Annotated in this window: 13 protein-coding genes; 8 read left to right on the plus strand and 5 right to left on the minus strand. The window is 70.1% G+C overall.

Annotated features, from left to right (window positions below):
* Together VF794_RS22235 and VF794_RS22240 are read left to right on the plus strand one after the other, a co-directional pair.
* Positions 1–454, plus strand: a 454-nt coding sequence (locus VF794_RS22235) for a serine/threonine protein kinase (protein WP_331113572.1), incomplete at its 5' end; no start/stop codon positions are given.
* A gap of 50 nt (positions 455–504) precedes the next feature.
* The gene (locus VF794_RS22240; RefSeq protein WP_331113574.1) at positions 505–921 is read left to right on the plus strand and encodes a hypothetical protein; all 417 of its coding nucleotides are present in this window, start codon (positions 505–507) and stop codon (positions 919–921) included.
* A gap of 3 nt (positions 922–924) precedes the next feature.
* On the opposite strand, the gene VF794_RS22245 is transcribed toward VF794_RS22240, so the two are convergent.
* Positions 925–2274 (minus strand): hemolysin family protein, encoded by a 1350-nt coding sequence (locus VF794_RS22245; protein ID WP_331113576.1) that lies wholly within the window; start codon positions 2272–2274, stop codon positions 925–927.
* Between the two features lie 133 nt (positions 2275–2407).
* On the opposite strand from VF794_RS22245, the gene VF794_RS22250 reads away from it, so the two are divergent.
* A complete protein-coding gene (locus VF794_RS22250) occupies positions 2408–3121 on the plus strand; it encodes a pilus assembly protein N-terminal domain-containing protein (RefSeq protein WP_331113578.1) in 714 nt (237 codons plus the stop codon).
* 1 nt (position 3122) lies between these two features.
* On the opposite strand, the gene VF794_RS22255 is transcribed toward VF794_RS22250, so the two are convergent.
* Positions 3123–5204 carry a cation:proton antiporter gene (locus VF794_RS22255; protein ID WP_331113580.1) on the minus strand — a complete coding sequence of 694 codons (2082 nt, stop codon included), beginning with the start codon at positions 5202–5204 and terminating at the stop codon, positions 3123–3125.
* Between the two features lie 104 nt (positions 5205–5308).
* Between VF794_RS22255 and sugE the strand changes: the two genes are divergently transcribed.
* Positions 5309–5629: a quaternary ammonium compound efflux SMR transporter SugE gene (sugE, locus tag VF794_RS22260; RefSeq protein WP_331113582.1), complete on the plus strand. Its 321-nt coding sequence runs from the start codon at positions 5309–5311 to the stop codon at positions 5627–5629.
* A gap of 66 nt (positions 5630–5695) precedes the next feature.
* On the opposite strand, the gene VF794_RS22265 is transcribed toward sugE, so the two are convergent.
* On the minus strand, positions 5696–6514 hold the full coding sequence (locus VF794_RS22265) for a DUF4142 domain-containing protein (protein WP_331113584.1): 819 nt from the start codon (positions 6512–6514) through the stop codon (positions 5696–5698).
* Positions 6515–6741: 227 nt separating this feature from the next.
* Here VF794_RS22265 and glgX point away from each other — a divergent pair, with 227 nt between their 5' ends.
* The 3 genes from glgX (at position 6742) to VF794_RS22280 (ending at position 10987) form a co-directional block, all read left to right on the plus strand.
* Positions 6742–8874, plus strand: coding sequence for a glycogen debranching protein GlgX (glgX, locus tag VF794_RS22270; RefSeq protein ID WP_331113586.1), 2133 nt, complete (start codon positions 6742–6744; stop codon positions 8872–8874).
* A gap of 122 nt (positions 8875–8996) precedes the next feature.
* Positions 8997–9473 (plus strand): hemerythrin domain-containing protein, encoded by a 477-nt coding sequence (locus VF794_RS22275; RefSeq protein WP_331113588.1) that lies wholly within the window; start codon positions 8997–8999, stop codon positions 9471–9473.
* Positions 9474–9661: 188 nt separating this feature from the next.
* The gene (locus VF794_RS22280; protein WP_331113590.1) at positions 9662–10987 is read left to right on the plus strand and encodes a sensor histidine kinase; all 1326 of its coding nucleotides are present in this window, start codon (positions 9662–9664) and stop codon (positions 10985–10987) included.
* A 1-nt stretch (position 10988) separates the two neighbouring features.
* Here VF794_RS22280 and aat read toward each other — a convergent pair whose 3' ends face one another.
* Both aat and VF794_RS22290 read right to left on the minus strand, forming a co-directional pair.
* The gene (gene aat, locus VF794_RS22285; RefSeq protein WP_331113592.1) at positions 10989–11675 is read right to left on the minus strand and encodes a leucyl/phenylalanyl-tRNA--protein transferase; all 687 of its coding nucleotides are present in this window, start codon (positions 11673–11675) and stop codon (positions 10989–10991) included.
* The gene (locus VF794_RS22290; protein ID WP_331113594.1) at positions 11675–12511 is read right to left on the minus strand and encodes an LEA type 2 family protein; all 837 of its coding nucleotides are present in this window, start codon (positions 12509–12511) and stop codon (positions 11675–11677) included. Before VF794_RS22290 ends, aat begins: the two co-directional genes overlap by 1 nt.
* Positions 12512–12646: 135 nt before the next feature.
* On the opposite strand from VF794_RS22290, the gene VF794_RS22295 reads away from it, so the two are divergent.
* Positions 12647–13234, plus strand: coding sequence for a hypothetical protein (locus tag VF794_RS22295; protein WP_331113596.1), 588 nt, complete (start codon positions 12647–12649; stop codon positions 13232–13234).
* Positions 13235–13247: the final 13 nt, after the last annotated feature.

The raw sequence follows: 13247 nt of genomic DNA on the forward strand, positions 1-13247 counted from the left end.
CAACATCCTGCTGGGCGTGTCGGGGGACGTGAAGCTCACCGACTTCGGCGTCGCGGACGTGGAGGGGGTGATGCGCGGGGACGTGGGCTCGCTGCGCGGCACGCTGCCGTACATGAGCCCGGAGCAGGTGCTGGGCCTGCAGGTGGACGCGCGCAGCGACCTGTACTCGGTGGGCGTCATCCTGTGGGAGCTGCTGGCCAACCGGCGCCTCCACACCGCGGACAGCGAGGCGGAGCTGATGCACCGGGTGCGGGACGCGCGGGCCCCGCTGCTGTCCTCGCTGGTGCCGGAGCTGCCGGACTACGCGGTGCAGGTGCTGCGCAAGGCGCTCTTCGCGGACAAGGCCCGCCGCTTCCAGTCGGCCACGGAGTTCATCCGGGCCCTGGAGGTGCTGTCCCGCCGCACCGGGTGGCCGCTCTCGGTGGAGGCGTTGACGCCGCTCCTGGGGGGCTGATGCGCTACCTGCTGCTGTTGTGTTTGCCGTGGTTCTCCGGGTGTACCGGCGTGACGCTGCGTCCGCATGCGCTGGACGAGGCGGTGCGGGTGGAGGAGGTGGGCCTCGTCTTCACCCCGGAGGGTGCCGGCGAGCTCACCCTGCGCCTGGCGGTGGAGAACCCCACCTTCTGGGACGGGCAGGTGACGGGGGTGGACTTCGAGCTGCGCCTGGACGGCCGGCGCTACGCGGTGGGCACGCGCGGCGTGCAACTGCCGCTGGCGGCGGATGAGCACCGCACCTTCACCGTGTCCTTCCCCCTGCAGTTGGAGTCGGACAGCGCCGAGCTTCCGACGCGCTCGTGGCGGGTGGAGGTGGGCGGCGGGGTGGCACTGGCCTTCGGGGAGACGGTGCGCCTCATGCCGTTCCGCGCCGAGCGCTACATACGACTCGAGCACTTCCGGCCCGTGGTGCCCGCGCGGGAGTGAAGCTCAGGCCTTGAGCTCCTGGCTCGCGGAGTCCTTGTTCGCGTTCTCCTTGGTGGGAGGCGAGGGCTCCTTGGTGGGCGTCTTGAGCTTGAGCATCCGCACGCGCTCGATGCGCGCGCCATCCTTGGCGTGGACGGTGAAGGCCCAGCCGTTGAAGGTGAAGCGCTCGCCCACGTCCGGCAGGTGGCCGGCGAGCGAGGACAGGAAGCCGCCCAGCGTGTCGAAGTCGCCTTCCGGCAGCGGGAAGCCGAACGCCTGGGTGAACCGGTCCACCTCCAGCCCGGCGTCCACCAGGAAGCTGCCGTCGGCCTGCTTCTCCACCTGCTTCTCCTCCACCTCGAACTCGTCGCCGATGTCGCCGACGATCTCCCGGAGGATGTCCTCCAGCGTGACGATCCCCATGAAGCCGCCGTACTCGTCCACGACGATGGCCATGTGGATCTTCTTGCGCTGCATCTCGCGCAGCAGATCGCCAATGGGCTTCAGCCAGGGCACGAAGTGCGCGGGGCGGATGGTGTCCTGAAGGACGATGAGCTCGGGGTGCTGCAGCAGGGGGATGAGATCTCTCGCGTGGAGGATGCCGAGGATGTGGTCCACGTCATCCCGGCACACGGGGATGCGCGAGTGGTTCTCCTCGGCCAGCAGGCGCAGCACCTCGGCGGGCGGGGTGGAGATGTCCACCGTCACCACCTCGGTGCGCGGCACCATCACGTCCCGGCAGCGCTTGTCGGACAGCTCGAAGATGGAGCGGATGAGCTGGGGTGCGCTCTCGTCCACCTCCTCCTTGGCGGCCTGGGCGGCGAGCAGCTTCTCCAGCTCCTCCAGGGGCGGCGGCGGGGGCTCGAAGCGCAGGTTGCGGCCGAAGCCGCGGGCCACGAGGTTGATGGGGCCCATCAGCATGCGCATGGGCGGATAGAAGACGAGGCGCAGCGTCGAGACGAGCCACGAGAGGCGCAGGGCCCAGCGCTCGGGCGCGGCGTTGGCCAGGCCGCGCATCGTCACCTCGACGAGCGTGGCGAGCAGGCCCACCAGCAGGGCGCCCGCGAGCACGGTGGCCACGCCCAACCAGGGGGCCTCGCCCAGGCGGGTGAAATCCAGGAGCTGCGGAGGGACGAAGGCACCAATGGCGGCGGCCAGGAAGCCACTGAGGACCATGCCCACGCGCAGGGCGGTGGCGGTGGCCTCGCGCTCGGTCTTGTGGCGGAGCACCCGGTCCCCGGAGCCGGGGTTGGATTTCGCCAACTCCTGCGCGCTCAAGTCCGAGGTCCCATAGAGGGCGGATTCCGCGGCGGCGACGAAGCCCCGGACGAAGACGAGGGCCAGGCAGGCGGTCCAGAGGACCCAGGTAGACATAAGGTTTCTCTACATACCCCGTGGTAAGAGGACTCGCACACTTTCCGAGAGGGTCGAGATGCGCGTGACCTGGGGCCATCAGGTTGTGAACTCCCCCTACCTCCGGGAGAGGGCAGGGGGGCGAGTCTTCCCCTTGCTCGCCCTCCTGGCCGTCCTGCTGTTGACGCTGTCGCCTCGGCGCGCCGCCGCGTGGCCGGTGGACCTGTCGATGCCTCTGGAGACGGGCAAGGAGCGCTTCCACAAGCTGAGCGTGGTGGAGTGGGTGGAGGTGGAGGACCCGTCCATCGCCACGGCGGAGGTGCTGCCAGGCAGCAACGAGCTGCTGCTCACGGGGCTGAAGCCGGGACGCACGCTGCTGCTGTTGTACGCCGAGGGGAAGCTCGCGGTGTGGCGGCTGGTGGTGGGCGCGCCGGGAAGGCCCGCCGAGCCCGAGCCCTCCGCGGAGCTGCTGGCCGCCGCGCGCAAGGCGTGCCCGGGGCTGAAGACGACCGGGGGCGCCGAGCGCTCCCTGACGGCCTCCGTGAAGGACACGCGCTGCCGCGAGGCGCTGCGGGCGCTGCTGAAGACGGACGCGTACCTCGCGCGCGAGCTGGACCTGACCTTCGAGCTGCCCGTCCTTCAAGAGCAGCTCGGGACGCTGGCGACCGCGCTCAAGGGCTCGGGCCTCACCGTGAGCTACCGCGGGGCGGGCGTGGTGCTGGAGGGCACCACGACGCCGGAGGGCCACCGCCGGGCGCTGTGGGAGCTGTTCCGCCAGTCCGTGGGCCGCGTGCCGCTGGAGGACCGGGCCACCGTGAAGCAGCCGGCCCCGCCCGACGCGGGCCCGTCCGGCGACTCCGAGCCCTGAACTAGGAGGCCGCGGGCTGGGACTGGGGGCTTCCGGTGAGCACGGCCCGGGCCGCGTCGATGGCGTCATGCGTGCCCGCCAGCGCGAGGACGTCTCCCGTCCGGAGCTGCTCTCCCGCGGTGGGGATGACGACTCCCCCGTCGTCGCGACGGATGGCGAGCACCGTGGCACCCGTCATCCCGCGCAGGTTCAGCTCCGCGAGCGTCCGACCCACGGCCGGACTGGTGCTCTCGAGCCGGACGGGGGTCGGCTCGCCGAGCCCGGGCAGCACCGGGTGGAGCTTCTCCAGGCTGTCCGACTGTGTCCCCGCGCTCTTGCCGCGCGACTGGGCCGCGAGCGCCTCGATGATGACCTGTGAGCCCGCGCGCACGTGCCCCTGGAGGTTGGTGGCGCTGCGCCAGAAGCCCACGCCGAGCCCGAGCAGCAGGAGCAGCAGCACGGCCGCGCCGAGGATGCCCGGGAGGAAGGGCTGGGTGAGGGCGACGAGGGGCGCGCCCACGGCGAGGACGCCGACGAGCTGGAGCGTCACCAGGAGCGCGCGGCGCGGAGCCGCGGCCAGATCCAGCTTTCCCTCCGCCTTGGTGGGGAGGGCCGCCTCCGCGAGCAGCGTCCCCAGGCCACGGGCGAGCCGGACCACTCCCACGCAGAACGGGGCCGCGAGGGCGGCCGCGAGCCCGATGACGAGCGGGCGCGCCACCGAGGCGCTCAGCCCGACCCGGCTCTCGATGGCCGCCGTCAGCCTCCCCAGATAGACGGACGTCCCGATGACGATGACGGCGAGCAGGGTCGCGTCGAGCAGCAGCAGGCGCACCGCCCGGCGGATCCTCGCGCCGGCCGTCTGTCGCGGCCGCGCGGCCTGGAGGTTCTCCACCCAGCTGCCGTAGAGCGCCGCGAACGTCTGGAGGGGCTTGGGCAGCTTCCGGTCCACGAGGTTGGCGATCGGCCCCGAGGCCCGGATGAGGAAGGGGGTGGTGAGGGTGGTGAGCGCCGACACGGCCACGGCCACCGGGTAGAGGAACTGCCCCGTGGCATTCAGCGACAGGCCCAGGCCGGCGATGATGAAGGAGAACTCGCCAATCTGCGCCAGGCTCAGGCCCGACTGGACGGCCATGCGCGTGCCGTTGCCCGTGAGGAACACCCCCAGCGCGACGCCCACGAGCTTTCCGAGGATGACCACGCTCGTCAGCACGGCCACGGCCGCCCAGTGCTGGGCGATGAGGCCCGGGTCGATGAGCATGCCCACGGACACGAAGAAGATGGCCGCGAACATGTCGCGCACGGGCTGGACGAGGTGCTCGATCGCCTTCTCCTCGCCGGACTCCGCCACGAGCGAGCCCGCCAGGAACGCGCCGAGCGCCACCGAATAGCCGAACTCCTGGGCGAGCAGCGCGACGGCGAAGCACAGGCCAATGCTCGCCACCAGCGTCGTCTCCGGGCGGTTGAGCCGCTGCACGGCTCGCACGGCGCGGGGGACGACCAGCAGCCCCACGACGACGAGCCCCACCAGGAAGGCGGCCAGCCGGCCGATGGTGAGGGTGAGTTGCCCCGCGGAGAGCCCCGCGCCGGTGGAGATGGCCGTCAGGGTCGCCATCAGCAGGATGGCGATGAGATCCTCGACGATGAGGACCCCGACGACGAGCTCCCGCAGCTTGCCCTGGATGCCCTGCTCGTCGAAGGCCTTGGCGATGATGGTGGTGCTGGAGATGGCGATGATGGCGCCCGTGAAGATGCTCTCGGTCGCCGTCCAGCCGAAGGCCCGGCCCACGATGAAGCCGAGCCAGATCATCAGGCTGCACTGGATGACGGCCGTGAGCCCCGCCGTCAGTCCGACCTGGAGCAGCTTGCGCAGGCTGAACTCCAGCCCGAGCGAGAACATGAGCAGGATGACGCCCAGCTCCGACAGCGTCTGGACGATGGTGGCGTCCGCGATGAGCGGGATGGGGACGTGAGGCCCGATGATGAGCCCCGCGATGATGTAGCCGAGGACCACGGGTTGCCGCAGTCGCTGGAAGATGACGGACGTCACCGCCGCGACGCAGAGGACCATGGCCAGGGCCTTGATCAGCTCGTGTGCACCGTGCATCGCTGAAGCAACCTCCACGCCAGGAAAATCGTTGTTGCTCCAACCTCCTAACACCCAGGATGTTTCAGGGAAAGGTGTTACGACACTCGAAAGAGGAGTGCGTCATGTCGTGGGTTCTCCTGGTCATCGCCGGGCTGCTGGAGACGGGCTGGGCGATCGGGCTCAAGTACACCGAGGGCTTCACGCGGCTCGTGCCCAGTGTCCTCACCGTCCTCGCCATCATCGCCAGCATGGGGCTGTTGGGCGTCGCGGCCCGGAACCTGCCCATCGGCACCGCCTATGCCGTCTGGGTGGGGATTGGCGCGCTGGGCGCCGCCATCCTGGGCATCGTGCTCTTCCACGAGCCCGCGACGCCCGCTCGCCTCTTCTTCCTCGGGCTGATGCTCGTCTCCATCGTGGGCCTGAAGCTCACCAGCGGTCACTGAGTCGCTCGCCGGTTGGCTTCCAGAAGAAGCCAACCGGCCGCGCCGGACCGCCGGGCGTTACGAGGACTACTTCTTCGGCTGCTGCGCGCCGGAGCCCGTGGTGCCGGGAGCCGCGGTGCCGGAGCCCGTGGTGCCGGGGGCCGCGGTGCCGGAGCCCGTGGTGCCGCCGGAGCCCGTGGTGCCAGTGCCCATGTGGCCGCCCGTGTGGCCCGGGCCCGTGGTGCCGGCGCCCGAGGGGCTGGTGCCCTTCATGTCCCCGCCCGTGCCGCCGGCGCCCATGCCCTGCGGGCTCAGCTTGCCGAGCACCGCGTACGCATGCTCGCGGTGCCGGGTGACGTTCTGGGACGCCTCGTCGAGCATCGTGGTGAGCTCGGCGTTGGCGGTGAGCGTCTGCCGGCCGGCCATCATCTTGCCGAGCGTCTCGTCGTGGTCCCCCACCATGAGGGACATGTAGCAGGAGTCGAATGCCGCTCCCTTGAGGGCCTGGAGCTTCTCCTGGTTGGCCTTGTCGGCCGCCATGACCTTCTTCTCCGCGTCATTCATCCCCTTGGGCATGTCCGCCAGCTTGAGGCCCCGGCCCTGGGCGAGCGTCATCAGTCGCTGATCCGCGCTGGTGTGGTCGCGCACCATCTGATCGCCAAACGCCTTCACCTCCGGGCTCATGCCGTTCTGCTGGGCGAGCTGGCCGAGCTTGATCTCCTTCAGGTTGGTGTAGTGCAGCCGCTCGAGGAAGGCCTTCTCGTCGGTGGGGATGATGAACCCACGGACGTCGGCGGTGGCGGCACCCTTGGCCGCACCCTTACCCTGGGCCTTGTCCTGCGCGAGCGCGGCTCCTCCGAGAACGAGCGTGCCGGCGAGGAAGAACCCCTGAATCGTCTGCTTCATGTGCGTGCTCCTTGGTGAGGCAATGCGGGCGCGCACCTTGGCGGGGATGTCACCGGACCGCATCTGCACAGACGCCCAACCGTATGGCGCTGTACGAAGGGCGCCCGCTCCTGGCGGGTGCAGGACGTTTCGTCTGTCCCAGGTCGGACGGAGCGTGGAGTCCTTGAAGAACGGGGAACCCACACACACATTGTACGGGCACTCCGTTTGAAAGGACTCCGAAGCGTATGACCATGGAAGTCTGGCCGGGCAAGCCGTACCCACGAGGCGCGACGTTCGATGGCACGGGGGTGAACTTCGCCGTCTTCTCGCAGGTGGCCACCCGCGTCGAGATCTGCCTCTTCGACCCGAGAGATCCCTCGAAGGAGATTGGCCGGTTCGATCTGCCGGAGGTGACGGACCTCACCTGGCACGGTTACGTGCCGGGACTGGAGGCGGGCACGCTCTACGGCCTGCGCGTCCACGGGCCGTACGATCCGCGGAATGGCCAGCGCTGCAACCCGTACAAGCTGCTGGTGGACCCCTACGCCAAGGCGCTCCACGGCGAGGTGGACTGGTCCCAGCCCGTCTTCGGCTACCCGCTCGGCAACGAGGCGCAGGACCTCATGCGCGACGAGCGCGACAGCGCCCCGGGCATGCCCCGGTGCGTGGTGGTGGGCAACGACTTCGACTGGGGCAATGATCGCCGCCCGGACGTGCCCTGGCGCAAGACGGTCATCTACGAGGCCCACGTGAAGGGCCTCACCATGCGCCACCCGAAGGTGCCCGAGCACCAGCGCGGCACCTACGCGGGCCTGGCCCACCCCGCCGTCATCGAGCACCTGCTCAAGCTGGGTGTCACCGCGGTGGAGCTGCTGCCGATCCACGAGTTCGCCGACGACTCCTTCCTCGGCGAGAAGGGCCTCAAGAACTACTGGGGCTACAACACGCTCTGCTACTTCGCCCCCGAGCACCAGTACGCCAGCCGCTCCACGCCGGGCGCCGCCGTCAACGAGTTCAAGGGCATGGTGAAGGCCCTGCACGCGGCGGGCATCGAGGTCATCCTCGACGTCGTCTACAACCACACCTGCGAGGGCAACCACCTGGGGCCCACGCTGTCGCTCAAGGGCATCGACAACACGGCCTACTACTGGACGATGCCCGAGGCGCGCTACTACCTGGACTTCACCGGGTGCGGCAACAGCGTCAACGCCTCCAGCCCGGCGGGCGCGCGCCTCATCGTCGACAGCTTGCGCTACTGGGTGGAGGAGATGCACGTGGACGGGTTCCGCTTCGACCTCGCCACGGTGCTCGGCCGCATGGGCAAGGGCGAGTTCAACCCCCACGCGCCCATCTTCCAGACCATCAACCAGGACCCCGTGCTCAGCCGGGTGAAGCTCATCGCCGAGCCGTGGGACGTGGGCCTCGGCGGCTACCAGGTGGGCGGCTTCGCCGCGCCCTGGCGCGAGTGGAACGGCAAGTACCGCGATGCCCTGCGCCGCTACTGGAAGGGGGACGAGAACCTCGCGGGCGAGGTGGGCTACCGGCTCGCCGGCTCCTCCGACCTCTACCAGGAGGCGCGGCGCCGCCCGCAGGCCAGCATCAACTTCGTCACCGCCCACGACGGCTTCACCCTGCACGACCTCGTCACCTACAGCCACAAGCACAACGAGGCCAACGGCGAGCGCAACCGCGACGGCGCCGACGACAACCAGGCGTGGAACTGCGGCGTGGAGGGCGAGACGGACAACCCGGAGGTCGTCTCCCTGCGCGAGCGCCAGAAGCGCAACCTCCTGGCCTCGCTCTTCCTCTCGCAGGGCGTGCCCATGCTGGTGGCCGGCGACGAGATGGGTCGCACCCAGGGCGGCAACAACAACGCCTACTGCCAGGACAACGAGCTGTCCTGGCTGGACTGGAACCTCGACGAGCGCCGGCAGTCCCTGCTGGAGTTCACCTCGCGCCTCATCCAGTTCCGCCACCGCCAGCCAGTGCTGCAACGCCGCCGCTTCTTCCAGGGCAAGCAGATCTGGGACTCGGAGTACAAGGACCTCACCTGGTTCAACCCGGATGGCACGGAGATGCGCCAGGAGGACTGGGGCAAGCCCTTCGTCCGCTCGCTGGCGTTCCTCCTCGGGGGCGACGCCATCCCCTCGCTGGACGAGCGCGGCCAGCGCATCATCGGAGATGCACTGCTGGTGCTGCTCAACGCGCACCACGAGCCCGTCGGCTTCACGGTGCCGGCTCCGGCCGAGGGGACCCGCTGGGTCATCGAGTTCTACACCGCGGATGACCGGCGTGGCCCCGAGGAGCCGGTGCCCGCCGGCCCCTTCGAGCTCACCGGCCGGTCGCTCGCCGTCTTCCGGCAGGTGCCGCGCGACTGATTCCCGGAAAACCCCCGGTGGGCGCCTGCCCGCCGGGCAGGGAGCGGGGGCCCACCACGGGCCCTCCGGTTGTCTCCCGTTCCCGGCGTGCGGAGCGTGAGGGAAGACAAGGAGCCCACACCGTGAGCGCGATCGAATTACTGAAGCAGCAGCACCGGGAAGTCGATGAGCTGTTCCAGCGCATCAAGGCCAGTGAGGGGGACGAGAAGATCCTCCTTCTGGGCCAGGTCGCCGAGGCCCTCACCATCCACGCCGCCCTGGAGGAGCATTTCTTCTATCCCTTCGCCCGGGAGCAGGGCGTGGAGGGCCTCATCGACGAGTCCTTCCAGGACCATGCCGAGGTGAAGCAGCTCATCTCGGAGATCCTCCAGGTGAAGCAGACCGACCCGAGGTTGAACGAGCTGTGCCTGCGCCTGGAGCGCATGGTGACGGAGCACGTCGGCCAGGAGGAGAGCTCGCTGCTGCCCCAGGTGGAGTCCAAGGCCGACCGCGAGGAGCTCGTCTCCATGCGCGAGGACATGCTCCAGGCCGTCGCCAACTGGCGCAACCGCGAGCTGCTGCGCATGGCCGAGCACCAGGAGTCCCCCACCTTGATTTGAGGAGGGGGGCGCTCGCCTCGCTGGCGTGTAGGCAAGCAGGCTCCGCCCTGAAGCCACGGGCCGCCGGACGGTCCGTGGCTTTTGCCCCGTGCGAGAGAGTGTCTAATAGGAGATAATCCAGGTCCGTGGAGGCGGATGGGCTGCCTTCCTCGATGCTCGCGTCGCCTGCGAGACCTGGAGGCCAGGACATGAGCTCACCCACCCCGGAACGCCGTCGCATCCTGGTCGTCGACGACAACCCGGCCATCCACCAGGACTTCCGGAAGATCCTCACCGTGCCCGAGGGGCTGGACGAGCTGGAGGCCATGGAGTCCGTGCTCTTCGGTTCGGGTCGGGTCCGCAGCAGGGCCCTGGACTTCGAGCTGGACTCCGCGATGAGTGGGGAGGAGAGCGTACGGCGGGTGAAGGCGGCGGTGGAGGAGGGGCGCCCCTACGCCGTGATCTTCATGGACATCCGCATGCCCCCCGGTATCGACGGCGTGGAGGCGACGCTGCGGCTGTGGCGCGAGGACGCGGACGTGCAGGTGGTGCTCTGCTCGGCCTACTCCGACTATTCGTGGGATGAGCTGTCGCGGAAGCTGGGCTCCAGTGAGCGCCTGCTGATCCTGCGCAAGCCCTTCGACAACATCGAGGTGCGGCAGATGGCGCACTCGCTGTGCGAGAAGTGGGAGCTGCTGCGCCAGAGCCACCGGCGGATGGATGACCTGGAGAGGGCGGTGGAGGAGCGCACGCGCGCGCTGGCGGAGGCCAACATGCGGCTGATGCGCGCGCAGAAGCTGGAGGCGCTGGGGCGGATGTCGGCGGGGCTGGCCCACGAGGTCAACAACCCCTTGAGCTACGTGCTGTCCAACCTGCGCCATGTCCAGATGGGGCTGGAGAAGCTGTTGTGCACCCAGGAGGCCCAGCGGGAGGGGGAAGACCTGAGGGAGGCCTGCCGCGACGCCGTCTTCGGGGCCGAGCGCATCGCGCGCATCGTGCAGGACGTGCGGCTCTTCGCCCGCCTCGATGAGCCCGCGAAGGAACCGGTGGACGTGCGCGAGGTGGTGGAGCACGCCGTCTCCCTGGCCGGCACGACGCTGCGGCCGGGCATCCGGGTGGTGCGGGACTTCCAGGAGATACCGCGGGTGCTGGGCAACGACGTGGGGCTGGGGCAGGTGTTCCTCAACCTCATCGTCAACGCCGCGCACGCCCTGGAAGGCCGGAGCGAGCCGTGCATCCGCCTGGGCCTCGCGCGGTGCGCGGACGGTCGGGTGGCGGTGGAGGTACAGGACAACGGCTGCGGCATCTCACCGGAGCACCTGGGCCGGCTCTTCGAGCCCTTCTTCACGACGAAGCCGGTGGGGATGGGCACGGGGCTCGGCCTGTCCATCTGCCATGGCATCGTGACGCGGTTGGGCGGAGACATCACCGTGGACACCGTGTCGGGCCAGGGCACCACCTTCCGCGTGCTGCTGACCCCCGCCTCCGGGGAGGCCCTCGAGCCTGACGCTCCCGAGCGGAAGCTGTCGGCCTGAATCAGGGGCTCGTCCACTTCCCCCGGCGGGTGGGCTCCTCGAGGGCCTGCCCGAGTGCCTTGAGGAAGTGGCGCCGCGGCCAGTGCTCGGCGCCGAAGCGCGCCAGGTGCTCGGTCTCCACCTGGCAGTCGATGAAGTGGAAGCCCCACTCGCGGAAGCGCTCCACCCCGGTGACGAAGGCCACCTTCGAGGCATCCGGCGCGCGGGCGAACATGCTCTCCCCGAAGAAGGCCGCCCCCAGCGACACGCCGTAGAAGCCGCCCTTCAGCTCGCCGTCCGCCCACGACTCCACCGAATGCGCGAAGCCCAGCCGGTGCAGGGTGACGTACGCCTCGCGCATCTCGTGGGTGATCCACGTGCCATCCTGCCCGGGGCGGGGCACGCCGGCGCACGCGTCGATGACGTCCGCGAAGGCGGTGTCCCAGCGCACCTCGTAGCGGCCCTCCTTGAGCGTCTTGCGCAGCGAGCGGCCCACGTGGAGCTTGTCCGGCGACAGCACGAAGCGTGGATCCGGCGAGTGCCACAAGAGGGGCTGGCCCTCGCTGTACCAGGGGAAGATGCCCTGGGAGTACGCGGCGAGCAGTCGCTCGGGGCGCAGGTCTCCCCCCACCGCGAGCAGCCCGCTGCGGTCCGCCCGCTCGGGGTGGGGGAAGCGGTCCGGTTCGTCTCCGAGAAAGTAGATGGCCACTACCGCGACACGTTGAGCTTCACGTCTCCGGACAGCGAGTAGGGGACGCGCACCAGCGGGCCGGTGAGCTCGCCCGCCACCTCGTACGGCAGCGTCCCCTTGGCGATGAGCGCCCGCACGTCCTGGCCCCACGTCTCCCGCGTCACCGCCACCTCCACGGGATACACCCCGGTGGCCGCCGCGTCCACGGTATCGGCCTGGCCCTGGGTGCCCTCGCCCAGTTTGCGGCCGCCCACGGTGACGGCGTAGGTGAGCCCCTCCAGCCGCAGGGGGAAGGGGTTGGGGTTGTCCACGCCCAGGCGCACCATCAGGTCCACCTTCTCGTCCGAGTAGCGCGCGCCGTCCAGGCCCTCGAGGCGCACCACCGGCAGCCGGGGCACGCGCACGGCCCGCGAGGAGGCGAAAGGCACCGTCCGCACGGAGTCGCCCGCGCGCACCGTCAGCAGGCCACGCAGCGCCACCAGCAGCGTCCCCCCCCGCTGGCTCAGCGTCCGGAGGTCCTCCGGGGTGCGCACGTAGGCGGCGTCCGCCTGGAAGGAGAACGGGGTAGGGGCATTGGGGGCCAGCGCCACGCCCAGCGGCGCCGAGCCCTTCTCCACCACCTGCCCATCCGAGACGAGCTCGTAGTCGGCCTTCTCCAGCACGGCGGGGCCGGGACTGGTGAGCTGGCCGGCGTAGCGGAGCGTCACCTCGGTGAGGCCCTGGGAGGCGACGGTCGTCTCCTCGGCGGCGAGTGTCGCGGGGCCCACGGGCGCGGCGGGTGGCGTGGAGGCACACCCGGCGACCCAGGCGGCGAGCGTCAGGATTCGGACGGTGGCACGCGGGACGGTATGCATACCGGCCAGGGTGGGGAAGGTTGGGGCTGGTCTCAAGGGGTTTTGCTGTACACTGTTGACTACACCGTGGCCCCTCACAGCCGCCCGAACTTCAACAAGGCAGTCCGCGCGCTCATTCGCGACATCGCCGCGAAGATGCCCGAGTTCTCGCATGTGAGGGCCAGCCGCGTCCTGGTGATCGCGGGCGAGGCGCGGCGGGCCTCGCGCGGCACGGTGAAGCCGCTGTGCTTCCGGGGTGGACGCAGCACGGACCGCACCGGGCGGCGCAAGCCCATCATCCGCATCAAGGGCAAGCGGATGCTCTACTGCATCACCCTGCGCCCGCTCTTCTTCCGCGCCTCCACGGCCCGGGGCCGCATCGAAACGGTGATGCACGAGCTCTTCCACCTCTCGCGGCGCTTCGACGGCACGCTGCACGCGGGGCGGAGGCACTCGGTGCTGGGCAAGGACTTCTCGCGCAGGCTCCAGCCGCTGGTGCGCCGCTACCTCAAGCAGTGCCCGCCGGAGCTGCTTGGCGCCTTCTCGTTCTCGGGGGAGGTGCGAGTGCTTCAATGGCTGGAGCGGCCGGGGCGCGCCTACGTCCCCGGCACGCCCCGGGTGCGCAAGGTGTACACCGAGGAGCAGCTCTACTACGGCATCTCCCGCATGGTGACGCGCAGGCGGCCCCGCACCGCGCCCAGGCCCCCGCGCAAGGAGCGCGTGGAGAAGCCGCGGGTGCACTAGGCGGCGGCGTCAG

This window comes from Archangium sp. (assembly GCF_036389735.1).
GTDB lineage: Bacteria > Myxococcota > Myxococcia > Myxococcales > Myxococcaceae > Archangium.